This window comes from Streptomyces longhuiensis (assembly GCF_020616555.1).
GTDB classification, from domain to species: Bacteria; Actinomycetota; Actinomycetes; order Streptomycetales; family Streptomycetaceae; genus Streptomyces; species Streptomyces longhuiensis.
In genome coordinates, this window is the sequence record NZ_CP085173.1 from 6,147,255 (window position 1) to 6,172,840 (window position 25,586).

The 25,586-nt window shown below is 71.0% G+C and carries 25 protein-coding genes and 1 pseudogene; 14 read left to right on the top strand and 12 right to left on the bottom strand.

Annotation, left to right across the window (positions count from 1 at the left end):
* Window positions 1-32 precede the first annotated feature (32 nt).
* On the bottom strand, window positions 33-608 hold the full coding sequence (locus LGI35_RS28470; protein ID WP_227297087.1) for a DUF1003 domain-containing protein: 576 nt from the start codon (window positions 606-608) through the stop codon (window positions 33-35).
* Window positions 595-1,881, bottom strand: a complete 1,287-nt coding sequence (locus LGI35_RS28475) for a magnesium transporter MgtE N-terminal domain-containing protein (protein ID WP_227297088.1) — start codon at window positions 1,879-1,881, stop codon at window positions 595-597. Before LGI35_RS28475 ends, LGI35_RS28470 begins: the two co-directional genes overlap by 14 nt.
* Window positions 1,882-2,058: 177 nt before the next feature.
* Between LGI35_RS28475 and LGI35_RS28480 the strand changes: the two genes are divergently transcribed.
* Window positions 2,059-2,811 (top strand): hypothetical protein, encoded by a 753-nt coding sequence (locus tag LGI35_RS28480; protein WP_376218317.1) that lies wholly within the window; start codon window positions 2,059-2,061, stop codon window positions 2,809-2,811.
* A gap of 21 nt (window positions 2,812-2,832) precedes the next feature.
* Here LGI35_RS28480 and LGI35_RS28485 read toward each other — a convergent pair whose 3' ends face one another.
* Window positions 2,833-3,348 carry a hypothetical protein gene (locus LGI35_RS28485; protein ID WP_227297089.1) on the bottom strand — a complete coding sequence of 172 codons (516 nt, stop codon included), beginning with the start codon at window positions 3,346-3,348 and terminating at the stop codon, window positions 2,833-2,835.
* A 32-nt stretch (window positions 3,349-3,380) separates the two neighbouring features.
* Window positions 3,381-4,496, bottom strand: a complete 1,116-nt coding sequence (locus tag LGI35_RS28490) for a magnesium and cobalt transport protein CorA (RefSeq protein ID WP_116510290.1) — start codon at window positions 4,494-4,496, stop codon at window positions 3,381-3,383.
* A gap of 459 nt (window positions 4,497-4,955) precedes the next feature.
* Here LGI35_RS28490 and LGI35_RS28495 point away from each other — a divergent pair, with 459 nt between their 5' ends.
* Window positions 4,956-5,552: a suppressor of fused domain protein gene (locus tag LGI35_RS28495; protein WP_116510288.1), complete on the top strand. Its 597-nt coding sequence runs from the start codon at window positions 4,956-4,958 to the stop codon at window positions 5,550-5,552.
* 31 nt (window positions 5,553-5,583) lie between these two features.
* On the opposite strand, the gene LGI35_RS28500 is transcribed toward LGI35_RS28495, so the two are convergent.
* Window positions 5,584-6,849, bottom strand: a complete 1,266-nt coding sequence (locus tag LGI35_RS28500; RefSeq protein WP_227297090.1) for an MFS transporter — start codon at window positions 6,847-6,849, stop codon at window positions 5,584-5,586.
* A 239-nt stretch (window positions 6,850-7,088) separates the two neighbouring features.
* On the opposite strand from LGI35_RS28500, the gene LGI35_RS28505 reads away from it, so the two are divergent.
* The 3 genes from LGI35_RS28505 (at window position 7,089) to LGI35_RS28515 (ending at window position 9,416) form a co-directional block, all read left to right on the top strand.
* Window positions 7,089-7,727, top strand: coding sequence for a DUF6758 family protein (locus LGI35_RS28505; protein WP_227297091.1), 639 nt, complete (start codon window positions 7,089-7,091; stop codon window positions 7,725-7,727).
* Window positions 7,728-7,822: 95 nt separating this feature from the next.
* Complete coding sequence (locus LGI35_RS28510) at window positions 7,823-8,686, top strand: PHP domain-containing protein (RefSeq protein WP_227297092.1); 864 nt, start codon at window positions 7,823-7,825, stop codon at window positions 8,684-8,686.
* 124 nt (window positions 8,687-8,810) lie between these two features.
* Window positions 8,811-9,416 (top strand): MarC family protein, encoded by a 606-nt coding sequence (locus LGI35_RS28515; protein ID WP_100596641.1) that lies wholly within the window; start codon window positions 8,811-8,813, stop codon window positions 9,414-9,416.
* 110 nt (window positions 9,417-9,526) lie between these two features.
* On the opposite strand, the gene LGI35_RS28520 is transcribed toward LGI35_RS28515, so the two are convergent.
* Window positions 9,527-9,679: a hypothetical protein gene (locus tag LGI35_RS28520; RefSeq protein ID WP_165914635.1), complete on the bottom strand. Its 153-nt coding sequence runs from the start codon at window positions 9,677-9,679 to the stop codon at window positions 9,527-9,529.
* A 263-nt stretch (window positions 9,680-9,942) separates the two neighbouring features.
* Here LGI35_RS28520 and LGI35_RS28525 point away from each other — a divergent pair, with 263 nt between their 5' ends.
* On the top strand, window positions 9,943-10,842 hold the full coding sequence (locus LGI35_RS28525) for an NYN domain-containing protein (protein ID WP_116510282.1): 900 nt from the start codon (window positions 9,943-9,945) through the stop codon (window positions 10,840-10,842).
* Window positions 10,843-10,857: 15 nt separating this feature from the next.
* On the opposite strand, the gene LGI35_RS28530 is transcribed toward LGI35_RS28525, so the two are convergent.
* Both LGI35_RS28530 and LGI35_RS28535 read right to left on the bottom strand, forming a co-directional pair.
* Window positions 10,858-11,736, bottom strand: a complete 879-nt coding sequence (locus LGI35_RS28530) for an alpha/beta fold hydrolase (RefSeq protein WP_227297093.1) — start codon at window positions 11,734-11,736, stop codon at window positions 10,858-10,860.
* 148 nt (window positions 11,737-11,884) lie between these two features.
* Window positions 11,885-14,204 (bottom strand): annotated as a pseudogene (locus tag LGI35_RS28535) (DEAD/DEAH box helicase).
* Window positions 14,205-14,541: 337 nt separating this feature from the next.
* On the opposite strand from LGI35_RS28535, the gene LGI35_RS28540 reads away from it, so the two are divergent.
* Window positions 14,542-15,273 (top strand): ferritin-like fold-containing protein, encoded by a 732-nt coding sequence (locus LGI35_RS28540; protein WP_116513430.1) that lies wholly within the window; start codon window positions 14,542-14,544, stop codon window positions 15,271-15,273.
* A 28-nt stretch (window positions 15,274-15,301) separates the two neighbouring features.
* On the opposite strand, the gene LGI35_RS28545 is transcribed toward LGI35_RS28540, so the two are convergent.
* The 4 genes from LGI35_RS28545 to LGI35_RS28560 all read right to left on the bottom strand — a co-directional run bounded on the left by LGI35_RS28545 (window position 15,302) and on the right by LGI35_RS28560 (window position 17,186).
* On the bottom strand, window positions 15,302-15,568 hold the full coding sequence (locus LGI35_RS28545) for a hypothetical protein (RefSeq protein WP_227297094.1): 267 nt from the start codon (window positions 15,566-15,568) through the stop codon (window positions 15,302-15,304).
* Window positions 15,569-15,809: 241 nt separating this feature from the next.
* Window positions 15,810-16,037: a DUF3107 domain-containing protein gene (locus LGI35_RS28550; protein ID WP_227297095.1), complete on the bottom strand. Its 228-nt coding sequence runs from the start codon at window positions 16,035-16,037 to the stop codon at window positions 15,810-15,812.
* A 144-nt stretch (window positions 16,038-16,181) separates the two neighbouring features.
* Window positions 16,182-16,823 (bottom strand): TetR/AcrR family transcriptional regulator, encoded by a 642-nt coding sequence (locus tag LGI35_RS28555; protein WP_116510278.1) that lies wholly within the window; start codon window positions 16,821-16,823, stop codon window positions 16,182-16,184.
* Between the two features lie 144 nt (window positions 16,824-16,967).
* Complete coding sequence (locus tag LGI35_RS28560) at window positions 16,968-17,186, bottom strand: hypothetical protein (protein WP_116510277.1); 219 nt, start codon at window positions 17,184-17,186, stop codon at window positions 16,968-16,970.
* A 148-nt stretch (window positions 17,187-17,334) separates the two neighbouring features.
* On the opposite strand from LGI35_RS28560, the gene LGI35_RS28565 reads away from it, so the two are divergent.
* From LGI35_RS28565 to LGI35_RS28590, 7 genes are all read left to right on the top strand, one after another.
* Window positions 17,335-18,354, top strand: coding sequence for an alpha/beta fold hydrolase (locus tag LGI35_RS28565; protein WP_227297096.1), 1,020 nt, complete (start codon window positions 17,335-17,337; stop codon window positions 18,352-18,354).
* Window positions 18,341-19,885, top strand: a complete 1,545-nt coding sequence (locus tag LGI35_RS28570) for a DUF3152 domain-containing protein (protein ID WP_376598535.1) — start codon at window positions 18,341-18,343, stop codon at window positions 19,883-19,885. The genes LGI35_RS28565 and LGI35_RS28570 overlap by 14 nt, the downstream gene beginning before the upstream one ends.
* Window positions 19,886-19,941: 56 nt before the next feature.
* The gene (locus LGI35_RS46395) at window positions 19,942-20,034 is read left to right on the top strand and encodes an Ms4533A family Cys-rich leader peptide (protein WP_323182959.1); all 93 of its coding nucleotides are present in this window, start codon (window positions 19,942-19,944) and stop codon (window positions 20,032-20,034) included.
* A 183-nt stretch (window positions 20,035-20,217) separates the two neighbouring features.
* The gene (locus LGI35_RS28575; protein WP_227297098.1) at window positions 20,218-21,936 is read left to right on the top strand and encodes an ABC transporter substrate-binding protein; all 1,719 of its coding nucleotides are present in this window, start codon (window positions 20,218-20,220) and stop codon (window positions 21,934-21,936) included.
* Between the two features lie 4 nt (window positions 21,937-21,940).
* Window positions 21,941-22,939, top strand: a complete 999-nt coding sequence (locus LGI35_RS28580) for an ABC transporter permease (protein ID WP_227297099.1) — start codon at window positions 21,941-21,943, stop codon at window positions 22,937-22,939.
* Complete coding sequence (locus LGI35_RS28585; RefSeq protein WP_227297100.1) at window positions 22,936-23,925, top strand: ABC transporter permease; 990 nt, start codon at window positions 22,936-22,938, stop codon at window positions 23,923-23,925. The genes LGI35_RS28580 and LGI35_RS28585 overlap by 4 nt, the downstream gene beginning before the upstream one ends.
* Window positions 23,922-25,499 (top strand): dipeptide ABC transporter ATP-binding protein, encoded by a 1,578-nt coding sequence (locus LGI35_RS28590; protein ID WP_227297101.1) that lies wholly within the window; start codon window positions 23,922-23,924, stop codon window positions 25,497-25,499. The genes LGI35_RS28585 and LGI35_RS28590 overlap by 4 nt, the downstream gene beginning before the upstream one ends.
* The last annotated feature ends 87 nt before the right edge of the window (window positions 25,500-25,586 follow it).

Here is a 25,586-nt window from a genome sequence, read left to right on the forward strand (position 1 = left end):
ACGGCGCGGTAACCCTTGTCCGGAAAGCCCTGTCAGCGGTCGTCTACGTCACGTCCGTGACCTGCGTCGGGCGCGGACCCGGCCGGGAAGGTGACGCGCTGGTCCTCCAGCTCCTTGATCAGGTCCTGGAGTTCGGAGCGGATCCAGTCGCGGGTGGCGACCTCGCCGAGGCCCATCCGCAGGGCGGCGACCTCGCGGCTGAGGTACTCGGTGTCGGCGATGGAGCGCTCGTTCTGCTTGCGGTCCTGTTCGAGGTTGACCTTGTCGCGGTCGTCCTGCCGGTTCTGCGCGAGCAGGATGAGCGGAGCGGCGTACGAGGCCTGGAGCGAGAGCATCAGGGTCAGGAAGATGAACGGGTACTGGTCGAAGCGCAGGCTGCTCGGCGCGGAGACGTTCCACACCACCCACGCGATGATGATCACCGTCATCCAGACGATGAACCGGCCCGTCCCCAGGAAGCGGGCGATGCGCTCCGAGAGGCGTCCGAAGGCCTCCGGGTCGTAGTCGGGCAGCAGCTTGCGGCGCGGGGGGCGCGGCAGGTCGAGCCGGAAGCGCGGCGCCCGCGCGGCCTCGGGGCGGCCGTCGCGCTCGCGCTCAGCGGGCGCCATGGTCCACCTCCTCGTCGGCCAGGTGGAACTCCTGCTCGCGCCAGTCCTCCGGCAGCATGTGGTCGAGGACGTCGTCCACGGTGACAGCGCCGAGCAGCGAACCGCTCTCGTCGACGACGGGCGCCGCCACCATGTCGTACGTCGCGAAGAACCCGGCGACGACGGGGAGCGCGGCGGACGGCGCGAGGGCCTGGAGGTCCTCGTCGAGCATCGAGGACACCAGCGTGTACGGGGGATCGCGCAGCAGCCGCTGGAAGTGCACCGTGCCGAGGTACTTGCCGGTGGGCGTCTCGTCGGGCGGCCGGCACACGTACACCTGCGCGGCCAGCGCGGGGGAGAGGTCGGGGTTGCGGACCCGGGCCAGCGCGTCGGCGACGGTCGCGTCGGGCCGCAGCACGATCGGCTCGGTCGTCATCAGACCGCCCGCGGTCTTGTCCTCGTACGCCATCAGCCGCCGCACGTCGGCCGCGTCCGAGGGCTGCATCAGCGCGAGCAGCCGCTCCTTGTCGTCCTCGGGCAGCTCGCCGAGCAGGTCGGCCGCGTCGTCCGGGTCCATCTCCTCCAGGACGTCGGCGGCGCGCTCCTCCTTGAGCTTGCCGAGGATCTCGATCTGGTCGTCCTCGGGCAGCTCCTCGAGAACGTCCGCGAGGCGCTCGTTCGTGAGGGCCGACGCGACCTCGGCCCGGCGCTTGGGGGAGAGGTGGTGCAGGACGTTGGCCAGGTCGGCCGGGCGCAGCTGCTCGAACGTGGCGAGGAGGTTCTCGGCACCCTGCCCGTGCTCGTCCAGCGAGAACCCGTCGACGGCCGACCAGTCGACGGTGAGCGTCTCGCCCTTGGCGCGGCGGAAGGCGCCACCGCTCTTGCCCTTGCGTACGAAGACCCGGTCGATCTCCCAGTCCCTGCGGGCCGGCAACTGTTGGACGGAGACGTCCAGGACCGTCACCTCCTCGCCGGACTCGACGAGCCGTACCCGCCGGTCGAGCATCTCGCCGAGGACGAGCCGCTCGGTGGGCCGCTGCTCGAAGCGCCGCACGTTCAGTACGCCGGTGGTGATGACCTGGCCGGACTCGATGCCGGTCACGCGGGTCATCGGCAGGAAGATGCGGCGCCGCGTGGAGAGTTCCACGACGAGCCCGAGCAGCCGGGGCGGGCGGCGGCCGACGCGCAGCATGGCGACGAGATCGCGGACGCGCCCCACCATGTCGCCGTTGGGGTCGAAGACGGCGATGCCGGAGAGATGCGAGACGAAGACCCGGGGGGCGCCTGCCGCCATGCGCCGCGCCTCCTTTACATCCTCATGTGTCCTGAAGGTGTGCTTCAGGCTAGCCCGTCCCGGTCCCGTGCGCCTTTGCGCTGCGTCCGGACGGACTGGCTCCGTTCACCGCAGGTGACACGGGTACGCTGCCGTTCTGCCGCCGAGCAAGACGTCGTACGAGAGGTAGCGCGAGCCGTGACCGTACTTCCCCTGGCCCGCCGTTCCCCTGGGATTCTTCTGGTGGGAGTGATGTGCCTCGGGCTCGCGGCATGCAGCGGCGAGGATCCGGACGCGGGCACGAACGGCGTCGCCAAACTGACCGCCCCGAAGATCCAGAGCCGCACCGTCAAGGCCGCGCAGGGCGCCGGAGCCGTCCGCCTGTCCGGCACGGTCGTCAGCAGCGGGCACTCGTACAGGATCGACATGCGGCTCAAGGACGAGGGCGGCACGGGGTCCGTCACGACGGGCGGCCGGACCTTCCAGTTGCTACGGGTCAAGGAGCATCTGTTCCTGAAGGCCGACGCGGACTTCTGGACGCACCAGGACAGCAAGGGCTCGGGCGGCACGGCGCACGGGGGCACGGCCGCCGCAGCGGACAAGCTCGACGGCAAGTACGTCAAGGTCCCGCAGGGGGACCCGGCCTACAAACGCCTGAGCGGCTTCACCGTCAAGGGCGCGCTCCTGGACGGACTGCTCACCCTGCACGGCAAGGTGGAGAAGGGCGACCGGGGTTCGGCGGGCGGCGTACGCACGGTCGAACTCACCGGCGACAAGGGCGCCGGCGGCACGCTCGACGTCTCCCTCGAGGGCACCCCGTACCCGCTGCGCCTGGAGCGCGCGGGCGACGCCGGCACGCTCCAACTCTCCGACTGGGGCAAGGACTTCACGCTCCGCGAGCCGGGCAAGGGCGACACGGTGGACTACGGGGCCCAGCTCCCGACGTCCTGAGCCACCGAGGGCCGGCTCGCCCTACTTCCCGCGCCGCTTGCGGCGGAACAGGATGTGGGGGAGCGCCTTGGGGGCCTCACGACGGGTGGTCGCGGTCGTGGCGAGGGGCGCCGCGGCCAGCGCCTCGGACGACGACGGGACCGTGGTCCCCGTCGGCTCCAGGCGGAGCACCCGGCACTCGTGTGCCCAGCGCTCCGGCATCGCCTCGCCGTCCGGCGCGTTCAGGCGCTTGCCCTTCAGCTCGGCGACGGCCGCCTCCCACCCCTCGGAGTGCGGGGCGAGCTCGACGACCCTGGCCGCCCAGCCCACGAGGCGCCCGCCCTTGTCCTTGCTGCGCACGGTGACGGTCGCCGCCCCGCCGTCGGCGAGGCCGGGCAGCGGCTGCTCGCCGGGCCCGTCGCCGACCAGGTTCGCCGCGCCCTCGTGCCACACGTGCCACAGCGCGCGCTCGGGGCCGGAGGCGCCCCGAACCCAGATGAGGCCGGACTTCTTGGTGGCCTCCTCGACGAGGGCCTGGTCGAGCAGCAGATCCGTCATGGGCGCCAGCCTAGAGCCTGTCCGTCGGCCGCTCAGAGCCACCCGTTCCGCTTCAGGATGCGGTGGATCGCGAAACAGGCGCCCACCGTGACGCCGAGGACGAGCGGGTAGCCGAACCGCCAGTGGAGCTCCGGCATGTGCTCGAAGTTCATGCCGTACACGCCACAGACCATCGTCGGTACGGCGATGATCGCCGCCCAGGACGTGATCTTGCGCATGTCCTCGTTCTGCGCGACGGACGCCTGCGCGAGGTTGGCCTGGAGGATGGAGTTGAGCAGTTCGTCGAAGCCGACGACCTGCTCCTGCACGCGCGCGAGGTGGTCGGCGACGTCACGGAAGTACTTCTGGATGTCCGGGTCGACGAGCCGCATCGGCCGCTCGCTCAGCAGCTGCATGGGCCGCTGGAGCGGGGCCACCGCCCGCTTGAACTCGAGGACCTCGCGCTTGAGCTGGTAGATCCGTCCGGCGTCGGTGCCGCGCGGAGCGCCCTTGCCCGTCTGCGAGAAGACGTCCGTCTCGACCTCGTCGATGTCGTCCTGCATCGCGTCGGCGACGGCGAGATACCCGTCGACGACGTGGTCCGCGATGGCGTGCAGGACGGCGGACGGGCCCTTGGCGAGCAGCTCGGGGTCGTCCTGGAGCCGGTGCCGCAGCGCCCGCAGAGAGCCCTGGCCGCCGTGCCGGACGGTGATGAAGAAGTCCCGGCCGGTGAAGCACATCACCTCGCCGGTCTCCACGACCTCGCTCGTCGCGGTGAGTTCGGCGTGCTCCACGTAGTGGATGGTCTTGAAGACGGTGAACAGGGTGTCGTCGTAGCGCTCCAGCTTGGGGCGCTGGTGGGCGTGCACGGCGTCCTCGACGGCGAGCGGGTGGAGCCCGAACTCGGCGGCGATGCCCGCGAATTCGGACTCGGTCGGCTCGTGCAGACCGATCCAGGCGAACCCGCCGTCGCGGCGCGCCTTGAGGATCGCGCCGCCCGGCGTCAGGCAGTCGCTGTCGTGGACGCGGGCTCCGTCGCGGTAGACGGCGCAGTCGACGACGGCCGTGGACGTCGAAGGGTCGCGGGTGGTGTCGTACGGGGCTGACGTGCTGCCGGTCTCGCGCGGCGCGGGGCGGACGGCGGCACGCAGGTCACGGATCATCGACATGGGCAGGCTCCTTCGCGGGCGGGAGCCGCCGGTGGCCATACGGGTCGGCGCTAACCGGAATGAGGACGTCCTGACTGCGGATCCTGTGCACGTCCACAAAGCGGGGAGCACCGCACCGGCGCGGTGGCGGCTTCGCTACTGATTCAGATCAGGCGGAAACGAAGTGCTCTTCCGTGGTGCGCAGACAGACTCGAGCGTGCGCGGAAAGCCGGGAAAATGCGGCTCAGTGGCCGGAAGAGCGGGTGGTACTGCACGGTCGACTTCGGTCCATTGCAGCCCCACCTCCTCCAGCCGGTCCCCCGTGAGGGACGACGTCTCATCCCTCGCAGGGGACGCATGTAGGTCAGGGGCTCGAAAGCAACGCTTGGCGTGCTGCCCCGACCAGCGGCCAAGACTATCAGCCGACTGAAGAAGCGAGCCCACCCTTTACCCATTGGATGCGAGTTCTATGCTCGCGGCATGGGAGATGTTCTTGCTCTGGTCGAGGCCCGGCTGCGTACGGCCCTCGGTGAACCGGACGCGCGCGCCGCGGTCACGTTCCTCGGCACCGACCGCATCGAGGTTCTGCGCTTCACGGACGCGGCGGACACCGGCCTCGTGCGCTACGCCACGCTCGGTATGTCGGCCGCCCCCATGGCCGACCCGACGTCCGCCCTCGCCGACCCGCTCAAGGGCCCGCGCGCGGAGCTCGTGCTGTCGGTGCGCGCCGGTCGCGCCGACACCGACAAGGTGCTGCGCCCGCTCGCCGTGCTCGCCGCGTCGCCGCAGGTCGAGGGGGTCGTCGTGGCGGCGGGCGCCTCGCTCGACGTGGGCGAACCCCTGTGGCCCGGCGCCCCGTTCACCTCGGTGCTCGTCGCGGAGTCCGGGGGCCTCGTGGAGGACCTGGAACTGGACGATCCGCTGGATCCCGTACGGTTCCTGCCCCTGCTGCCGATGACGCAGAACGAGGCGGCGTGGAAGCGGGTGCACGGTGCGGCCGCCCTCGAGGAGAAGTGGCTGAACAGCGGAACGGACCTGCGCGATCCGCTGCGCAGGTCCGTGTCCCTGGATCAGTAGGGGCGGTGGGGGCCGGTGGGGTCAGCAGGCGTCAGTTCGCGAAGACGGAGATCCCGTCCTCACCGGCGTGCTGCGGCGCCAGTTCCTCGGCCTCGTGGGTGAGCGCGCTCCTGCGCACCCACACGACTCCCGCGCCGAGCAGCGCCGTGACCGCGGCGACCACGAACGGGATGTGGATGTCGGTCCACTCCTCGATCTTGGGCGCGAAGTACGGGGCGGCCGCGGCGGCGAACCAGCGGACGAAGTTGTAGCCGGCGCTCGCCACGGGCCGCGGCGCGTCCGAGACGCCGAGTGCGAGCTCCGTGTACACGGTGTTGTTCACGCCGATGAAGGCGCCGGACACGATCGTGCAGACGATGGCGGCGGTGTGGCCGCCGTACCCGAGGACCAGCACGTCGGCGGCGAGCAGGACGAGCGAGCCGCCGAGCACCTTGAGCGACCCGAAGCGGGCCTGCATGCGCGGCGCGACGATCACCGAGAAGAACGCGAGCAGCACACCCCAGGCGAAGAAGACACCGCCCGACTTGTACGGGGTCATGTTCAGGACGAACGGCGTGAAGGCCAGGATCGTGAAGAACGTGTAGTTGTAGAAGAAGGCCGAGACGGCGGCCGAGGCGAGCCCGCCGTGGCCGAGCGCCTTGATCGGGTCGAGGACCGAGGTCTTCCTCGCGGGCCTGGGCTGTTCCTTCAGGAACGCCGTGATGCAGAGGAAGCCGATGGCCATCAGGGCCGCGGTGCCGAAGAACGGGTAGCGCCAGCTGGCGTTGCCGAGCAGCGCGCCGACCAGCGGGCCGCAGGCCATGCCGAGGCCGAGCGCGGACTCGTAGAGCAGGATCGCTGCGGCCGAGCCGCCGGCCGCGGCGCCGACGATGACGGCGAGGGCCGTCGAGACGAACAGCGCGTTGCCGAGGCCCCATCCGGCGCGGAAGCCGACGAGCTCACCGACGGAGCCGGAGGTGCCGGCCAGCCCGGCGAAGACCACGACGAGCGCGAGCCCCGCGAGCAGCGTCTTCTTGCCGCCGATCCGGCTGGAGACGAACCCGGTCACGAGCATCGCGACGGCGGTGATCAGGAAGTACGAGGTGAAGAGCAGGGAGACCTGGCTGGGCGTCGCCTCGAGGCCCTTGGCGATGGAGGGCAGGATCGGGTCGACGAGGCCGATGCCCATGAAGGCGACGACGGATGCCCCGGCGGTCGCCCAGACCGCCTTCGGCTGACGCAGCAGGCTGGTCGCCCCCGCGTCCGACGTGTCCCCTTCGGCGGGATCTCCCGCACTTCCGGTACGGCTGTGGCTCATGCCGGTTCCTCGCATTCGTGTGTCGTTCACGCGGTGCCGTGCGCTCGGTGTCGTACGCACGGGTGCCGCTCGTGACCGTCGGCGACCGGGAGCGATCGTTGGCGTATACACATAATAAATTAGCTCGGCTAACTAATGCAAGCTACATCTAATTTTTCCGGGGAAGTCCCGGGAGACCCCGCCCTCGGACGGGTGATCGTCCTTGACGGGGCGCGAGACGGGGAGGACCGTTGGACCCTATGAGGGGCGAACCCAGTTGCCCGAAGTGTGGTGGCCGGGTCAGGGCTCCCGGCCTTTTCTCCGACTCCTGGCAGTGTGACGTGCACGGGGCGGTGCATCCGCTGCAGCCCGTGATCCCGCCCAGTGTCGAGGCGCTCGGCGTGGTCGTGCACCGCGCTCAGGTGCCGGTGTGGATGCCCTGGCCGCTGCCCGTCGGGTGGCTGTTCACCGGAGTGGTCAGTGCGGGCGACGACCGCACGGGCGGCAAGGCGACCGCGGTGGCGTGCTCGGGCCCCGGGCCGCTCGGCGGCGTGGGGGAGATGCTGCTCGTCGCCGAGGAGCTCGGCGTCGGCCTCGGCGCCCGGTACGCGGGCATCGACGGCCCCGACCCCGGCCCGTACATGAACGTCGAGAAGCCGCCCCAGGTCAAGGTTCTGGCCGCCGGACGCCCGACCCCGATGTGGCACGTCTCCGGCACCCCCGACGACCGCGCGGTCTTCGCGGGCGAGGCGCGCGGCCTGTGGGTGTGGGCGATCGTGTGGCCCGAGCAGACCGGGCTCCTGATGTACGACGAGCTGGTCCTGACCGACCTGCGCGACGTGGGCGCCGAGGTCGACGTGGTGCCCTGCGGCGCGCTGTCCCCGCGCATCCTGACGTAAGGGGTCATAGCGGGAGACGACGGTGACGGGATCGCTCCGGATCCCCGTTATCCTTGAGCGTCCCCTTCCGTCCGTTCAGAGCCTGGAGTACGCGCGTGCGCATCGATCTGCACACCCACTCCACCGCTTCCGACGGCACGGACACCCCGGCCGAGCTGGTCCGCAACGCGGCCGCCGCCGGTCTGGACGTCGTCGCGCTCACCGACCACGACACGAGCCGCGGGTACGCGGAGGCCGTCGCCGCACTCCCGGCCGGACTCACGCTCGTCACCGGCGCCGAACTCTCCTGCCGCCTCGACGGCGTGGGCCTGCACATGCTGGCCTACCTCTTCGACCCCGACGAGCCCGAGCTGCTGCGCGAGCGCGAGCTCGTACGGGACGACCGGGTGCCGCGCGCGCAGGGCATGGTCGCCAAGCTCCGGGACCTCGGCGTGCCCGTGACCTGGGAACAGGTCGCCCGCATCGCAGGCGACGGGTCCGTCGGCCGCCCGCACGTCGCGGAGGCCCTCGTCGAACTCGGCGTCGTCGGTTCCGTCTCCGACGCCTTCACGCCCGACTGGCTCGCCGACGGCGGCCGCGCGTACGTCGGCAAGCACGAGCTCGACCCCTTCGACGCGATCCGCCTGGTCAAGGCCGCGGGTGGCGTCACCGTCTTCGCGCACCCGGCGGCCGTCAAGCGCGGACAGGTCGTGCCCGAGTCGGTGATCGCCGATCTCGCCGCGGCCGGACTCGACGGCGTCGAGACCGACCACATGGACCACGAACCGGCCACGCGGGCCCGCCTGCGCGGCCTCGCCGCCGACCTCGGCCTCCTGGCCACGGGATCCTCCGACTACCACGGCAGCCGGAAGACCTGTGTGCTCGGCGAGTTCACCACCGACCCCGAGGTGTACGGGGAGATCACACGCCGGGCGACCGGGGCGTTCCCCGTGCCCGGGGCCGGCGGAACCACCGCGTAACCCGCGCCCTGCCGCGATCCGGCGGGCCGCTCCCCCTCATGCCCCGGTGCGGGCTCACGCACCGCACCCCCACGCACGACGCGTCCCGGCTGATCCCGTGGACCCCACTCGCAAGGCCACACCCGTGTTTGATGTCGCTGTCTTCGGATCCCTTTTTCTCACGCTATTCGTGATTATGGACCCCCCTGGGATCACCCCGATCTTCCTCGCGCTCACCGCGGGCCGACCCGCCAAGGTGCAGAAGAGGATGGCCTTCCAGGCCGTCTGTGTCGCCTTCGGCGTCATCGCGGTCTTCGGCCTGCTGGGCCACCAGATCCTCGACTACCTGCATGTCTCCGTTCCCGCGCTGATGATCGCGGGCGGGCTGCTGCTGCTCCTCATCGCGCTCGACCTGCTCACCGGCAAGACCGACGAACCGAAGCAGACCAAGGACGTGAACGTCGCGCTCGTGCCGCTCGGCATGCCGCTGCTCGCGGGCCCCGGCGCGATCGTGTCCGTCATCCTCGCCGTGCAGAAGGCGGACAGTGCCGCGACGCAGGTGTCGGTATGGGCGGCGATCGTCGCCATCCATGTCGTCCTGTGGTTCGTGATGCGCTACTCGCTGCTGATCATCCGCGTCATCAAGGACGGCGGCGTGGTCCTGGTGACGCGCCTCGCGGGCATGATGCTCTCCGCGATCGCCGTGCAGCAGATCATCAACGGTGTGACCCAGGTGATCCAGGGCTCCTGACGGCGCCGAGCCTTTGCCGCGCACGCAAAAGAGCCCCCGTACGGATGTCGTACGGGGGCTCTGAAGCGTCTTATTCGATTGCGTACGGTGTATCAGGAGTCGTCGTCGCGTTACGAGGCCGGCGACTCGGCCGGGCGGATGTAGAGGCGCTGCCCGATGGCGGCCGCCTGCTGAACGATCCGGTTGACGGAGGCGGCGTCCACGACGGTGCTGTCCACGGCGGTTCCGTCGACATCGTCGAGTCGCATGATTTCGAAGCGCATGAACGCTTCTCCCTTCGTCTGGTCATCCTCCTGGAGGAGAACTACTGGTACGGGACAACAGTCTTGCCCCGTCGTACGGCCAGGCGGTTGCCTGACCGTTAAGAGTGGATTGCGCGGCTTCAATGCCCCGCGTTCTGTAGGGATCAACGAGTTGCCCCCAGCAAACATTCCCTACGCTAAGGAAATTTTTCGCGTGGCTAATTACCCACGGGTAGCGGCACCGGTTGTGTTCGCAGCGTGACGACCGTGACAATGGGGCACATATGAACGACGACCTGACGGCCATCCGCGCGGAGCTCGACCGCACGAACGAGCTGCTCAAGCGCATGCTCGCCGAAGTGGCCAAGACCCCGTCCACCCACGCGATCTTCGTGGACGCCGGATACCTCTACGCCGCCGCCGGCCGCCTCGTCACCGGGACCGAGGACCGCAGGGCCTTCGACCTCGACGCCGAAGGCATCGTCGACGCCCTCATCGACAAGGCCCGCACGATCTTCGCGGACAGCCGGCTGCTGCGCGTCTACTGGTACGACGGCGCCCGGCGCCGCATCCACACGAACGAACAGCAGTCGATCGCCGAGCTGCCCGACGTCAAGGTCAGGCTCGGCAACCTCAACGCCCACAACCAGCAGAAGGGCGTCGATTCCCTGATCCGCACGGACCTCGAATCGCTCGCCCGGCACCGCGCCATCAGCGACGCCGCGCTCATCGGCGGGGACGAGGACCTCGTCTCCGCGGTCGAGGCGGCGCAGGGCTACGGCGCACGCGTCCACCTGTGGGGCATCGAGGCGCCCGAGGGCCGCAACCAGGCCGACCCGCTCCTGTGGGAGGTCGACAGCCAGCGCACGTTCGACCTGGCGTTCTTCAAGCCGTACGTGTCCCGGCGCACCACCGCGGCGACGTACGAGAACGCGGGCGTGCCCCGCCCCTCGCGGGAGGACGTGCGCTTCGTCGGCGCGCAGATCGCCGCGAAGTGGCTCGCCGCGCGCGGCAGGGAGTCGCTGGTGGAGCTGCTGCCGGGACACCCGTATCTGCCCGGGCCCGTCGACCAGGAGCTGCTGGTCGAGGCGGAGGCGCTGCTGCAGTACTCGCTGCGGGGGCAGTCCGACCTGCGGCGCGCCCTGCGGGACGGCTTCTGGGGCCACCTCCAGGCGCAGTACTAGTACCGCGCCCGCCGGCTAGACCACCGGCGGGTGCAGGTCCCAGAACGCGGCCAGGGCCGTCGCCGTCTCCTGGGGGCGGTCCGTGTTCGGGGAGTGCTCCGCGCCCGCGATGACGGTCCTGCGGGCCGAGAGGCGTACGGCCATGGAGTCGAGGAGCTGCACCGGCCAGGTGTCGTCGCGCTCGCCCGACAGCACGTGCTTGGGCAGCCGGACGGCCGCCAGCTCGTCGACCAGGTCGGGTTCCGTGCACAGCTGGCGGCCGGTCGCGATGAGCTGGGCCGGGCTGTTGAGCAGCCAGCGGTGCCGCAGGGCGGCGGCGTCGTCCGCGCCCGCTCCGGGGGCGTCCGTCTCCTCCGGAGCGTCGAGCGCCTGTATCGCGTCCCAGACCTGCGCCATGTCGAGCACGGCGAGCGCGTCCCGCAGCAGCTTGACCCGCTCCTGCTGCGACGGCGAGATCTGGGCCGGGCCCGAGGACATCAGGGTGAGCGAGGCGAACGGCGTCGCGTCGACGAGCACGGCCGCCCGGGCGATCTGGCCGCCCAGCGAGTGCCCCACGAGATGCAGCGGTGTCCCGTCGTCCACGGCGGCCGTCTGCGCGAGCACATCGCGGGCCAACTCCCGCTGTGCGTAAGGGGATTCGTCGTCGAGGGGTCCCGTCGACTCGTACTGCCCCCGCCCGTCCACGGCGACCGTGCGGTACCCGGCGGCGGCGAGCGGCACGTGCAGGGCGATGAAGTCCTCCTTGCTGCCGGTGAACCCGGGCAGCAGGAGCGCGGTACCGGTGTGCCCGGCGTCCGGCGGACCGGCGCTGATGGCGGCGAAGTCGCCGCGCTCGGTCCGAAGGGCGTGGGCGACGGCGCCGGGCGGCGGGACGAATGCGGGAGGCCGACTCATGCGACGAGGCTAACCGCAGTGCCGCCGCGGGTCATTCGGGGATGGGGCGGGGCCTCCCCGTGACCTCCGAGACCTCCGTGACCGTGAACGCCGATGGCCCGGCCCCGCTTTCGCGGGCCCGGGCCATCGGCTTGCTACGTGGTCCTGCTCAGCTCTCCGCCGGCTCCGCGGCCTTGCGGGTGCGGCGGCGGGGCTTGGCGGGCGCCTCCTCGGCGGGCGCTTCGGCGGCGGCCTTGGGGGCAGCGGCCTTGCGCGTGCGCTTCGGCTTCGTCTCCGTGACCTCGGCGGCCGCGTCGGCGGCGGCCTTGGGGGCGGCGGCCTTGCGGGTGCGCTTCGGCTTGGTCTCCGCGACCTCCGTCGCCTCGACGGCCTCGACCGTGTCCACCACGGCCTGTGCGGCCTTGCGGGTGCGGCGGCGCGGCTTGGTCTCGGCCTCCTCGGCGACGACCGCCTCGGCGGTGGCCTTGGGGGCGGCGGCCTTGCGGGTGCGCTTCGGCTTGGTCTCCGCGACCTCCGTCGCCTCGACGGTGTCCGCCACGGCTTCGGCCTTGGGCGCGGCCTTGCGGGTGCGCTTGGGCTTGACCTCCGCGGGAGCCTCGACCGGCTCGACGGCCTCGACCGTGTCCACCACGGCCTCAGCGGCCTTGCGGGTGCGGCGGCGCGGCCTCGGGACCGTCGCCTCGACGGTCTCGGCGACCTCCTCGGCAGCGGCCTTGGGGGCGGCGGCCTTACGGGTGCGCTTCGGCTTCGTCTCCGTGGCCTCGGGCGCCTCGACCGTGTCGGCGACAACCTCGGCCGTCGCGACGGAGGCGGTCTCGACGACAGCCTCCGGCGCGGCGCCCGAACGGGTGCGACGGCGACGACGCGGCGTACGCGGCTCCACCACCGCGGCGTCCGCGGCCTCGGAGGCGGCGACCGCCTCGGCCGGAGCCGTCCTCGGCTCGTTCACCGTCGGCGCGGCCACCGGCTCGCCGTTACGGATGCGGCGACGGCGACGCGGCGTCGTACGTGCCGGACGCGGCTCGCGCTCGCGCTCCTGGACGGGAGCCGGAGCGGCCGTACGGCCACCACGGCCGCCGCGCCCGCCACGGCCACCGGTCTCGCCGAGGTCCTCGACCTTTTCGGCGGCCAGGCCGGCCCGGGTGCGCTCGGAGCGCGGCAGCACGCCCTTCGTGCCGGCCGGGATGTTCAGCTCCTCGTACAGGTGCGGAGACGACGAGTACGTCTCGACCGGGTCGGGGAACTTCAGGTCCAGCGCCTTGTTGATCAGCTGCCAGCGCGGGATGTCGTCCCAGTCGACCAGCGTGATCGCGATGCCCTTGGCACCCGCGCGGCCGGTACGGCCGATGCGGTGCAGGTACGTCTTCTCGTCCTCGGGGGACTGGTAGTTGATGACGTGCGTCACACCCTCGACGTCGATGCCGCGAGCGGCGACGTCGGTGCAGACGAGCACGTCCACCTTGCCGTTGCGGAACGCCCGCAGGGCCTGCTCACGCGCGCCCTGGCCGAGGTCACCGTGGACGGCGCCGGACGCGAAGCCGCGCTGCTGCAGCTGGTCGGCGATGTCGGCGGCGGTGCGCTTCGTACGGCAGAAGATCATCGCGAGCCCGCGGCCCTCGGCCTGCAGGATGCGCGCGACCATCTCCGGCTTGTCCATGTTGTGCGCGCGGTAGACGTGCTGCGAGGTGTTCGCGACCGTCGCGCCCTCGCCGTCGGGCGAGGTGGCGCGGATGTGCGTCGGCTGCGACATGTAGCGACGGGCCAGGCCGATGACGGCGCCGGGCATCGTCGCGGAGAACAGCATCGTCTGACGCTTGACCGGAAGCATGTTGATGATCTTCTCGACGTCGGGCAGGAAGCCCAGGTCGAGCATCTCGTCGGCCTCGTCGAGGACGAGGGACTTGATGTGCTTCAGGTCGAGCTTCTTCTGGCCCGCGAGGTCGAGAAGACGGCCCGGGGTACCGACGACGACGTCGATGCCCTTCTTGAGGGCCTCGACCTGCGGCTCGTAGGCACGCCCGCCGTATATGGCGAGGACGCGCACGTTGCGCACCTTGCCGGCCGTCAGCAGGTCGTTCGTGACCTGCTGGCACAGCTCACGGGTGGGGACGACGACGAGCGCCTGCGGGGCGTCGGTCAGCTGCTCGGGCTGCGCCCGGCCCGCCTCGACGTCCGCGGGGACGGTGACACGCTCGAGGAGCGGAAGCCCGAAGCCGAGCGTCTTGCCGGTGCCGGTCTTGGCCTGGCCGATGACGTCGGTGCCGGAGAGCGCTACGGGGAGCGTCATCTCCTGGATGGGGAAGGGGTTGATGATGCCGACGGCCTCGAGGGCTTCGGCGGTCTCGGGAAGGATCCCGAGCTCTCGGAACGTGGAAAGCTGCTGCGTAGTCAGGGTGTTGCCTCTTCTGTGAGACGCGGTGCGAGGCGAACGCGGGGGTCGTGACCGTGCCTTGATCGTCGGTCGCCAGCCAGAGGCGGGCGGGCCGGGTGACGCGGGACCACTGCCGACGCTCGAGCGCTCGTGCCGCTGAGGGATTCCCTCCTCATGCCGTACGTCGTGTGACGTACCGCCCGGAGGGCTGTCGGGTCGGAGCCGATCGGGCCACCGACCGGGCATCCTCATTCATGAAGCCCGTCGAAAACGCGTACAAACAGACACGTAAAAGTTCTGCTCGTACCCGGCGGGCTCTTTACCACCATACCCCGGAATCGCGCATGCGCGATGGCCGAATTGGTCACGTAGTCGTCGTCACACTCATTGACCAGGGACTTCCGGGCGGTGGTCGGCGGGCTATTGTGCGCTTCATGGAGACGCCTGACACCGCAGCAGCCGACGAACCCACCGGAATCGCCGCCCAGGACTGGGCGAAGGCATCCGTCGACCCCCATTACCGCGCGGCGGTCGTGGACCTGCTCGGCGCACTCGCGTACGGAGAGCTGGCCGCATTCGAGCGGCTCGCCGAGGACGCGAAGCTGGCGCCTACGCTCGGCGACAAGGCCGAGCTCGCGAAAATGGCGTCCGCCGAATTCCACCACTTCGAGCAACTGCGCGACCGGCTCTCGGCGATCGGCGTCGAGCCGACCGAGGCGATGGAGCCCTTCGTCGCCGCGCTCGACGGCTTCCACAAGCAGACCGCGCCGTCGGACTGGCTGGAAGGTCTGGTCAAGGCGTACGTCGGCGACTCGATCGCCAGTGACTTCTACCGTGAGGTCGCGGCCCGGCTCGACTCGGACACCCGCTCCCTCGTCCTCGCCGTCCTCGACGACACCGGGCACGCCAGCTTCGCGGTGGAGAAGGTGCGGGCCGCGATCGAGGCCGAGCCGCGCGTGGGCGGTCGGCTCGCGCTGTGGGCTCGCCGCCTGATGGGCGAGGCGCTCTCGCAGTCGCAGCGGGTCGTCGCCGACCGGGACGCCCTGTCGACGATGCTCGTCGGCGGCGTGGCCGACGGGTTCGACCTCGCGGAGGTCGGCCGGATGTTCTCGCGGATCACCGAGGCGCACACCAAGCGGATGGCCGCGCTGGGGCTCGCGGCCTGAAGCCGCCTCACCGCCGGTCGGTCACGGTCTAGGCCGGCGCCGACCGGCGCACTCGCGCTGAGGGGCGCAGCAGCAGCGACAGGAACGCCACCCCCACGACGACAGCTCCTGCGAGGGTGGCGAGGGTGTGGCCGGAGCCGAGCGCGGTGTGGGTCAGAAATGCCCCGAAGAGCGCACCCGCGATTCCTGTCGGCAGTACGAGCGCCCGGGCCGGGAGCCGGCCGGGCAGGCGGACAGTCGCGGTCCAGGCAAGGCCGAGGCCGAGCAGGGCGGAGCCGAGCGCTTCCAGGAGCATTGTGTGAGGTCCCTCCCGCATTGGCCGTGGTGCAAATCGGTCTTGACCGGTGTACCCCCGGGCCCCGGAATGCAATCCTCCCCGTATGGGTTCGCTGTGTCCGCCCTGTGAGGGCCACGACGTCGCGGACCGGCACGTAAATGGGCACGTGAACAGGCACGTGAGCAGGCACGGGAAAGGCCCGGTGGCGGATGCCACCGGGCCTTTCCCGTATGTCTTTCGTGCCGCCGTGCGCGGGGCTCTACACCGGGCCGAAGCCCACCTTGCGCACCGCCGGCTCACCGATCTCCACGTACGCCAGGCGCTCGGCCGGCACCAGGACCTTGCGGCCGTGCTCGTCCACGAGAGTCAGCAGCTGCACCTTGCCGGACAGTGCCTCGGACACCGCGCTCTCGACTTCCTCGGCGGTCTGGCCGCTCTCCAGAACGATCTCGCGGGGCGTGTGCTGCACGCCGATCTTGACCTCCACGGCCTTGTCCCTCCGACGATCCGTGATGTGCGCGGACGACCGCGCCGTACCCAGCACACATTAGCCCGGTGAGGGGACGTACCCGGCGTCCACGCTGCACGCCAGGAGCGAACAAGCCCCTGAACCGCCGCGCGCCGCGCCTGGTCAGTGGTGGTCGGTGCCGTGCAGCGGGAAGCCGGCGATACCGCGCCAGGCCAGGGAGGTCAGGAGCGTCACGGCCTTGTCGCGCGGGATCTGCGACTGGCTGGAGAGCCAGTAGCGCGCCACGACCTGCGATACGCCGCCCAGGCCGACGGCGAGCAGCATCGACTCGTCCTTCGACAGGCCGGTGTCCTCGGCGATCACGTCGGAGATCGCCTCCGCGCACTGCAGGCTGACGCGGTCCACGCGCTCGCGCACCGCGGGCTCGTTCGTGAGGTCCGACTCGAAGACCAGGCGGAACGCGCCGCCCTCGTCCTCGACGTAGGCGAAGTACGCGTCCATCGTGGCCGCGACCCGCTGCTTGTTGTCGGACGTCGAGGCCAGTGCCGTGCGCACGGCCAGGAGAAGCGCCTCGCAATGCTGGTCGAGCAGGGCCAGATAGAGGTCGAGCTTGCCGGGAAAGTGCTGGTAGAGCACCGGCTTGCTGACGCCCGCGCGCTCCGCGATGTCATCCATGGCCGCCGCGTGATAGCCCTGCGCGACGAATACCTCCTGGGCCGCGCCCAGAAGCTGGTTGCGTCGGGCACGGCGCGGCAGGCGCGTGCCCCGAGGGCGTGCTGCCTCTGTCTGCTCGATGGCTGTCACGCCGCCTCCCAAGATTGTCTGTGCGCGGTGTGCGCCGCTTCGCCATCGTACTTTTCGGTAACCGTGGTGTGCGCGCTGCGGAGGCACAATTTCACGGACCGGACAGCTATGGAAACCGTCCGCATACGGGCAAATACGGGCAGGTCACCGATAGTCGTCCTCGTCCAGATCCACTACGCGGGCCTGTTCGGCGCGGTCCGCCTCGTTCGCGGCGTCCGGGTCGGCGTCCGCCGGAGGGTCGTCCCGGTGCGGCGAGAGCTCCGTGAGCTGCTCGGCCGCGTCCGCCTCGGGGGCCTCGACGCCGAACTCCGCGTCGTCCTCCTGCCGCTCGAATGTGTCAGGGTCGGATGGGTCGACCGTCATGGCGGCTCCCTTCCCTCATGTGTCCTGGTGCGTCCTCATGTGGGCGGGTGCCCAGATCCGAGCGTAGGAGACACCGGAACGGGGCGCGATGCGATCTGTGACGGCGAACACACGATCCAGTGCGTGATCGTCTCGTAACATATCCCGCATGTCTTCGACCGAGTCGCCGCGTGTGCCTGCCGCCTTCGCGGCCGCGGCGCCCAAGCCGGGCACCGTCCGGGTCGTGGAGGGTGAGCGGCTCGGCTCGGTCGGCCTGCCGGGGCTCACGCTCACGATCCGCTCCCGCCCCGGCACCCGCGCAGGGCTGCCGCCCGCGCTGTACGTGCACGGTCTCGGCGGCTCCTCGCAGAACTGGTCGGCCCTGATGCCGCTCCTCGAGGACGTCGTCGACGGCGAGGCGCTCGACCTGCCCGGCTTCGGCGACTCGCCGCCGCCGGACGACGGCGACTACTCGGTGACCGGGCACGCCCGCGCCGTCATCCGCCACCTCGACGCGGCGGGCCGCGGGCCCGTCCACCTTGTCGGCAACTCCCTCGGCGGCGCGATCACGACACGGGTCGCGGCCGTACGGCCCGATCTCGTCCGCACGCTCACCCTCGTCTCGCCCGCGCTGCCCGAGATCCGCGTGCAGCGCACGGCGGTGCCGACCGCACTGCTGGCCGTGCCGGGCGTGGCCTCGCTCTTCACCCGCCTCACCAAGGAGTGGACCGCCGAACAGCGGGTGCGCGGCGTCACGGCGCTCTGTTACGGGGATCCCCAGCGGGTCACCCCCGAGGGGTACCAGGCCGCCGTCGAGGAGATGGAGCGGCGGCTTCAACTGCCGTATTTCTGGGACGCGATGACCCGTTCGGCGCGTGGCGTCGTGAACGCGTACACCCTGGGCGGGCAGCATGGGCTGTGGCGTCAGGCCGAACGTGTCCTGGCGCCCACGCTCCTCGTCTACGGTGGACGCGATCAGCTCGTGTCCTACCGGATGGCGGCGCGGGCCGCGCGGACGTTCCGTTCCTCGCGGCTCCTGACGCTGCCGGACGCCGGGCACGTGGCGATGATGGAATATCCGGAGACGGTCGCCACGGCGATGCGTGAGCTCCTCGCGGACGCGGGGGGATCGACCGAGAGCGACGAGACGAGCGGGCGGGGAGCTGAGGCGGCGAGTGGGACGGCATAGCCGCCGGGGGCCGGCACCGGCACCGTTGGACGACGCGGAGGCGGCCGGGGCACCGGTCGCCGCAGGCCACGGTCGCCGCAGGCGCGGCGCCCCCGATGTCCCGGGTCCCAGCACGCCGGGACCCCAGTCGCAGCAGGGCGCTCCGCGCGGGCAGGCGGGGCCGGCCCCGTACCGCGGCGCCTCACCGAACGCCGGGCCGCCGCGCGGGTTCTCCGAGGCGACGCCCGCACACGGCTTTCCCCAGGCGACCCCGCCGCACGGTTTCCCGCAGGCGGCTCCGCCGCAGGGGCCCACCACGCGTGGGTTCTCCGAGGCGACGCCCGCACACGGCTTCCCGCAGGCGACCCCGCCGCACGGTTTCCCGGTGCAGGGGGCTCCGGCACAGGGGACTCCGGCTCATGGGTCGCCCCGTGTGACGCCCTCCCACGGATTCCCGCAGGGCACGCCCGCGCACGGCGTTCCGCATGTGCGCGGTGGGCACCCTGAGCAGTTCGAGGGGGGCGCCCGGGGCGAGACCCGCACAGGCGTCGGCTACGCGTCCGCGCCGGTCGTGCCCTCGCCCCGGAGCAGGCCGCGACAGGACTACGTGGACGCGTTCGCCCCGCCTGTCCGTCCCTCCGACCCGTACGGCGCCGTCACCGACCGGGACGCGGAGGGCGGCGAGCCCGACGTGGCCGCCGCCGGGTCCGCCGAGGACGAGGAGCCGGGCGACAAACGGGGCAAGGGCCGTACGTACACCGGCATCGCGGCCGCCGCCGTGACCACTGTGCTCGCCGTCGTCGTCGTCGGGCACGTCGTCCAAGGGCGTGGCAACGCGGCCGACGCCCACGCGCAGTCCGCGGCCGGGCCCGGCACGCGGTCGACGGCCGGGTCGGCGTCCCGTTCGGACGACCGCGCCACCCCCAGGGGCAAGGCGCGGCCCGTCACCCCGCTGACGTACGACCAGAAGATGGGTAAGACGTATCCCCTGTCCGCCAAGCTCAAGGGTTCCGGGAAGTTCACCGCGGTGCCCGGATTCGACAAGGCGCCGGGCAAGGGAGAGAAGTTCCGGTACCGGATCGATGTCGAGAACGGGCTCGGGCTCGACGGAGCGCTTTTCGCGCAGGCCGTGCAGAAGACCCTGAACGACGACCGCAGTTGGGCCCACGACGGCGGCAGGACTTTCGAGCGGATTTCCTCTGGAAAGCCCGATTTCGTGATCACGCTCGCCAGTCCGGGCACCACCGGCGTCTGGTGCGCGAAATCCGGGCTCGACACGACCGAGGACAATGTGTCCTGCGATTCCGCCGCCACCGACCGCGTCATGATCAATGCCTATCGGTGGGCGCAGGGATCGACGACGTACGGGAACAAGATCCATCTGTACCGGCAGATGCTCATCAACCACGAGGTCGGGCACCGGCTCGGGTTCAACCACGTGACCTGCACGAAGAACGGCGCGCTCGCGCCCGTCATGCAGCAGCAGACCAAGTTCCTGACCTTCGACGGAATCACCTGCAAGCCCAACCCCTGGGCCTTTCCCGAGAGTTGAGCCGCGGGGCAGAGGTCGCGTTGACATCCCGCGAAAGTTCGTTCATATTTCTCCGCATGTCGCACCGCCACGCACCCTCGCGCACCGCCATTGAGCTCACGCTCATCGGCGTGACCGCGCTGTGCGTCGCCGACGTGCACTGTTGCTGACGCCCGCCCCTGGCGTGCTGCGTCGCATTCAATCTCCCTTTCCGGTATCCACCCTTATTTCTTCTCAGGGTTTCCGGTTTCGCCGTTTCCGGCTGTCGACGTGCCTCGGGCGAGTTCTGCGCATTTCCCTGCCTGCCCTCTGCTGCCCCGCGCAGCGCACATTCCCCAAGGGGTCGATTTCCGATGCGTCAACCGTCCGTCATAGCGCGCCGCGTGGCCGCCGCATCCGTCAGCGTGGTCCTCGCCGCCGGCGCCGCCGCCTGCGCCGGGCCCAAGGACAGCGACGCAGGGGGGAGCTCCGACGCCAAGCCGCAGAAGGGCGGCACCCTCACCGTCCTCAACTCCAACCCGCAGTCCGACTTCGACCCGGCGCGGCTCTACACCTCCGGCGGCGGCAACGTCCCCTCGCTCGTCTTCCGCACGCTGACCACCCGCAACCGCGAGGACGGCGCAGCGGGCGCGAAGGTCGTCCCCGACCTCGCCACCGACCTGGGCAAGCCCAGCAAGAACGCGACCGTGTGGACGTACACCCTGAAGAAGGGCGTCGCGTACGAGGACGGCTCGCCCATCACGTCCGCCGACATCAAGTACGGCATCGAGCGGTCGTTCGCCGCCGAACTGTCCGGCGGAGCACCGTACTTGAGGGACTGGCTGATCGGCGGCGCCGACTACCAGGGCCCGTACAAGGACAAGAAGGGCCTCGACTCGATCGAGACCCCGGACGCGCGGACCATCGTCTTCCACCTGAACAAGCCCGAGGGCGAGTTCCCCTACCTGGCCACGCAGACGCAGTTCACGCCCGTGCCCAAGGCCAAGGACACCGGCACGAAGTACGAGGAGCACCCCGTCTCGTCCGGCCCGTACAAGGTCGTGAAGAACGAGAACGACGGCGAGCGCCTCGTCCTGGAGCGCAACACGCACTGGTCCGCGACGACCGACGAGGAGCGCAAGGCCTACCCGGACCGCATCGACGTCCGCTCCGGCCTCGACTCGTCCGTCATCAACCAGCGGCTCTCCGCGGGTCAGGGCGCCGACGCCGCCGCCGTCACCACCGACACCAACCTCGGCCCCGCCGAACTCGCCAAGGTCAGCGGCGACAAGAAGCTCGCCGCCCGCGTCGGCACCGGCCACTTCGGCTACACGAACTACATCGCCTTCAACCCGAAGGTGAAGCCGTTCGACAACCCGAAGGTGCGTCAGGCCATCGCCACCGCCGTCGACCGCTCGTCGGTGATCAACGCGGCCGGCGGCTCCTCGCTCGCCGAGCCCGCGACGACCTACCTGCCGAACCAGAAGTCCTTCGGTTACACCGCGTACGACCACTTCCCGGCCGGTGCCTCGGGCAACGCGCAGAAGGCCAAGGAGCTGCTCAAGGAGGCCGGTCACAAGAAGGGGCTGACCGTCACCCTCACGCACTCCAACGACAAGGACTTCGAGACCAGCCCGGAGATCGCCACCGCCCTCCAGGACGCCCTGAAGAAGGCCGGCATCACCGTCAAGCTCCAGGGTCTGGAGGCGAACGACTACTCCGACACGATCCACAGCGCCAAGAAGGAGCCCGGCTTCTTCCTCGCGCACTGGGGAGCCGACTGGCCCTCCGGCGGCCCGTTCCTCGCCCCGATCTTCGACGGCCGGCAGATCGTCAAGGACGGCGCGAACTTCAACACCGGCTTCCTCGACGACAAGTCCGTCAATGACGAGATCGACTCGATCAACAAGCTGACCGACCTTGACGCTGCCGCCGAGCGCTGGGGCGCACTGGACAAGAAGATCGGGGAGCAGGCGCTGACCGTGCCGCTGTTCCACCCCGTGTACAAGCGCCTGTACGGACCGGACGTCAAGAACATCGTCATCAGCGACTGGACCGGCGTGCTCGACATCTCGCAAGTCTCGGTGAAGTGACGCGATGACCGAGGCACTTGTGGCCTCGGAGACCACAGGGGCGGGCGCCGTCACGGCGCCCGCCCCCGTCTCCGGAGCCCGTCAGTTCTGGCGGCGCCTGCGCACGCAGCGCGCCGCCCTCGTCGCGGCGGCCGTCGTCGCCCTGCTCGTCCTGATCGCGCTCGGGGCCCCGCTCCTCGCGTTGATCGAGGGCCAGGACCCGAACACGTACCACCCCCACCTCATCGACTCCGCGCGCGGCGGCGTGCCCGTCGGCGCGTTCGGCGGGGCCGGCGGCGAGCACTGGCTCGGCGTCGAACCGCAGACCGGACGCGACCTGTTCACCCGCCTCGTCTACGGGGCCCGGGTCTCCCTCGGCGTCGCACTCGCCGCCACCGTCGTGCAGGTGTTCATCGGCGTCACCGTCGGCATCGCGGCCGGACTCGGCAACCGGTGGGTCGACCAGATCCTCAGCCGCGCCACCGACGTCATCGTCGCGCTGCCCCTGATGATCCTCGCGCTCGCCCTGATGGCGATCGTCCCGAGCGGCTTTCCCCGGCCCGTCCTCGTCGCCCTCGTGATCGGGCTCGTGGCCTGGGGCGGCACCGCCAAGATCGTGCGCGCCCAGACCATCACCCTCAAGGAACGCGACTTCGTGGCCGCGGCCCGGCTCAGCGGCTGGCCCGCCTGGCAGATCGCCCGCCGCGAACTGCTCCCCTCGCTCGCCGCGCCCGTCATCACGTACGCGTCCCTGCTCGTCCCGACGAACGTCACCGTCGAGGCGGCCCTCTCGTTCCTCGGCGTCGGCGTCAAGCCGCCCACACCCTCCTGGGGACAGATGCTCACCGCCGCCGACGTCTGGTACCAGGCCGCACCGCAGTACCTACTGCTGCCCGCAGGCGCGCTCTTCGTGACCGTGCTCGCGCTCACCGTCCTCGGCGACGGCGTGCGCACCGCGCTCGACCCGCGCGCCGCGTCCCGCCTGCGCATCGGCACGGGCCGCAAGCGGGAGGCCGGCGCATGACCGGCTTCCTGCTGCGCAGGGCGATCGGCGCCGCCGTCACCCTGCTCGCCATCTCCGTGATCATCTACGTCGTCTTCTACGCGGCCCCCGGCAACGTCGCCCAGATCAGCTGCGGCCCCCGCTGCTCGCCCGCCCAAGTGCAGCAGGTCGCCGACCAGTTGAGGCTCGACGACCCGCTGTACCTGCGCTACTGGCACTTCCTCCAGGGCATCTTCGTCGGACAGGACTTCTCCACCGGCACCGCGCTCCAGCACTGCGACGCCCCCTGCCTCGGCTTCTCGTACCAGACCGACCAGCAGGTCACGCAGCTGATCCTCACCAAGCTGCCCGCCACCGCCTCGCTCGCGCTCGGCGCCATGGTCCTGTGGCTGATCCTCGGCGTCGGCACCGGCGTCCTGTCCGCATGGCGGCGTGGCCGTCCCACGGAGCGGATCCTCACCGGCATCACCCTCGCCGGCACCGCCACGCCCGTCTTCGTCATCGGCCTGCTGCTGATGATCGTCGTCTGCGGACAGCTCCAGTGGCTGCCCTTCCCGCAGTACGTGCCCTTCACCGACGACCCCGAACAGTGGGCGTGGAACCTGCTCCTGCCCTGGCTGTCGCTCGCGCTCATCGAGGCCGCCAAGTACGCGCGCCTCACCCGCGCCTCCATGCTGGAGACCCTCGCCGAGGACCACGTGCGCACCTTCCGCGCCTACGGGGTCGGCGAACGCTCCATCATCGGACGGCACGCCCTGCGCGGGGCCGTCGCCCCTGTCATCGCCCTGAACGCCAACGACTTCGGCTCCATGTTCGGCGGCGCCGTGCTCAGCGAGACCCTGTTCGGCATCCCCGGACTCGGCCGAGAACTCGTGCACGCCGTCAACGTCGTCGACCTGCCGGTCGTCGTCGGCATGGTCCTCGTCACCGGCTTCTTCGTCGTACTCGCCAATGCCGTCGCGGACGTCCTGTACGCGGTGGCCGACCGACGGGTGGTCCTGTCATGAGCCTCGTCGAAGTGGACGCGCTCACCGTCGAGTTCGGGGACCTGCGGGCCGTCGACACGCTCTCCTTCCGCCTGGAGGAGGGCGCGGCGCTCGGCGTCGTCGGCGAGTCCGGATCCGGCAAGAGCACCGTCGCCTCCGCGCTCCTCGGCCTCCACCGGGGGACCGGCGCGCGCGTCACCGGGTCCGTGCGGGTCGCCGGCACCGACGTACAGGAAGCCGACGACGAGGCGCTGCGGCGGCTGCGGGGCGGGACGGCCGCGATGGTCTTCCAGGACCCGCTGTCCTCTCTCGACCCGTACTACGCCGTCGGCGACCAGATCGCCGAGGTGTACCGCGTGCACTCCAAGGCGTCCCGGCGCGCCGCACGCGCGCGTGCCGTGGAAGTGCTCGACCGGGTCGGCATCCCCGACGCCGCCCGCCGCGCGCGCTCACGCCCCCACGAGTTCAGCGGCGGCATGCGCCAGCGTGCCCTGATCGCCATGGCCCTGGCCTGCGAACCCGCCCTCCTCGTCGCCGACGAGCCGACCACCGCCCTCGACGTCACCGTCCAGGCGCAGATCCTCGACCTGCTGCACGGACTGCGCCAGGAGACCGGCATGGGCCTCGTCCTCGTCACCCACGACGTGGGCGTCGCCGCCGAGAGCGTCGACGACGTCCTCGTCATGCGCCACGGCAGTGCCGTCGAACGCGGAGCCGTCGCCGACGTTCTCGGCTCACCCTCCGCCGCGTACACGAAGGAACTGCTCGGTGCCGTGCCCCGCGTCGACGCGGCACGGCCGCAGCGCCCGGACGCGACGGGCGACGTCCTGCTCGAAGCGGTCGACCTGCGAAGGGAGTTCGGGCGCGGCAAGCGCGCCTTCGCCGCCGTCGACGCGGTCTCCCTGACCGTGCGCCGGGGCGAGACCCTCGGAATCGTGGGCGAGAGCGGCAGCGGCAAGACCACGCTCGGGCGCATGCTCGTCGGGCTCCTCGAACCGACGTCCGGGCAGGTGCTCCGCTCAGGGGCGCGCGCCGACACGGGCGTGCAGATGGTGTTCCAGGACCCCGTCTCCTCCCTCAACCCCCGCCGCAGCGTGGGGGAGTCCGTCGCCGAACCGCTGCGGGCGCGCGGCGACAAGGAGGTGCGCGGCCGCGTCGAGGAACTCCTGGAACGCGTCGGGCTCGACCCGGCGCACTACGGGCGCTATCCGCACGAGTTCAGCGGTGGCCAGCGCCAGCGCGTCGGGATCGCCCGCGCGCTCGCCGCGGAACCGGGCATCATCGTGTGCGACGAAGCCGTCTCCGCCCTCGACGTCACGACCCAGGCCCAGGTCACCGGCCTGCTGCGGGAACTCCAGGACGAACTGGGCCTCGCCCTCGTCTTCATCGCCCACGACCTCGCCGTCGTCCGCCAGGTCAGCGACCGGGTCGCCGTCATGCGCAAGGGACGCGTCGTCGAGTACGGCACCGTGGACGAGGTCTACGGAGCGCCACAGGACCCCTACACCCGGCAGCTGCTCGCCGCCGTGCCGGCACTCGATCCGGCCGTCGCCGCGCGACGACGCTCCGCCCGCAGGGAGCTGGCCGCAGCATGACGCGCCGTGACTGAATGAGTGTGTAGCGCGACAGAACGCTACCCGCACGGGAAAGTTACGGCCGTTCACCCCTTTTGGTGGCGTGAT

Bases quoted from the DNA above. Each gene is read 5' to 3' on its own strand.
- LGI35_RS28565 (WP_227297096.1), top strand. From the start codon at position 17,335: ATGTCTTCGACCGAGTCGCCGCGTGTGCCTGCCGCCTTCGCGGCCGCG.
- LGI35_RS28490 (WP_116510290.1), bottom strand. From the start codon at position 4,496: ATGTCGATGATCCGTGACCTGCGTGCCGCCGTCCGCCCCGCGCCGCGC.
- LGI35_RS28475 (WP_227297088.1), bottom strand. From the start codon at position 1,881: ATGGCGGCAGGCGCCCCCCGGGTCTTCGTCTCGCATCTCTCCGGCATC.
- LGI35_RS28585 (WP_227297100.1), top strand. From the start codon at position 22,936: ATGACCGGCTTCCTGCTGCGCAGGGCGATCGGCGCCGCCGTCACCCTG.
- LGI35_RS28560 (WP_116510277.1), bottom strand. From the start codon at position 17,186: ATGACGGTCGACCCATCCGACCCTGACACATTCGAGCGGCAGGAGGAC.
- LGI35_RS28520 (WP_165914635.1), bottom strand. From the start codon at position 9,679: ATGCGCTTCGAAATCATGCGACTCGACGATGTCGACGGAACCGCCGTG.
- LGI35_RS28500 (WP_227297090.1), bottom strand. From the start codon at position 6,849: ATGAGCCACAGCCGTACCGGAAGTGCGGGAGATCCCGCCGAAGGGGAC.
- LGI35_RS28580 (WP_227297099.1), top strand. From the start codon at position 21,941: ATGACCGAGGCACTTGTGGCCTCGGAGACCACAGGGGCGGGCGCCGTC.
- LGI35_RS46395 (WP_323182959.1), top strand. From the start codon at position 19,942: ATGTCGCACCGCCACGCACCCTCGCGCACCGCCATTGAGCTCACGCTC.
- LGI35_RS28525 (WP_116510282.1), top strand. From the start codon at position 9,943: ATGAACGACGACCTGACGGCCATCCGCGCGGAGCTCGACCGCACGAAC.
- LGI35_RS28590 (WP_227297101.1), top strand. From the start codon at position 23,922: ATGAGCCTCGTCGAAGTGGACGCGCTCACCGTCGAGTTCGGGGACCTG.
- LGI35_RS28545 (WP_227297094.1), bottom strand. From the start codon at position 15,568: ATGCTCCTGGAAGCGCTCGGCTCCGCCCTGCTCGGCCTCGGCCTTGCC.
- LGI35_RS28505 (WP_227297091.1), top strand. From the start codon at position 7,089: ATGAGGGGCGAACCCAGTTGCCCGAAGTGTGGTGGCCGGGTCAGGGCT.
- LGI35_RS28495 (WP_116510288.1), top strand. From the start codon at position 4,956: ATGGGAGATGTTCTTGCTCTGGTCGAGGCCCGGCTGCGTACGGCCCTC.
- LGI35_RS28530 (WP_227297093.1), bottom strand. From the start codon at position 11,736: ATGAGTCGGCCTCCCGCATTCGTCCCGCCGCCCGGCGCCGTCGCCCAC.
- LGI35_RS28470 (WP_227297087.1), bottom strand. From the start codon at position 608: ATGGCGCCCGCTGAGCGCGAGCGCGACGGCCGCCCCGAGGCCGCGCGG.
- LGI35_RS28485 (WP_227297089.1), bottom strand. From the start codon at position 3,348: ATGACGGATCTGCTGCTCGACCAGGCCCTCGTCGAGGAGGCCACCAAG.
- LGI35_RS28540 (WP_116513430.1), top strand. From the start codon at position 14,542: ATGGAGACGCCTGACACCGCAGCAGCCGACGAACCCACCGGAATCGCC.
- LGI35_RS28575 (WP_227297098.1), top strand. From the start codon at position 20,218: ATGCGTCAACCGTCCGTCATAGCGCGCCGCGTGGCCGCCGCATCCGTC.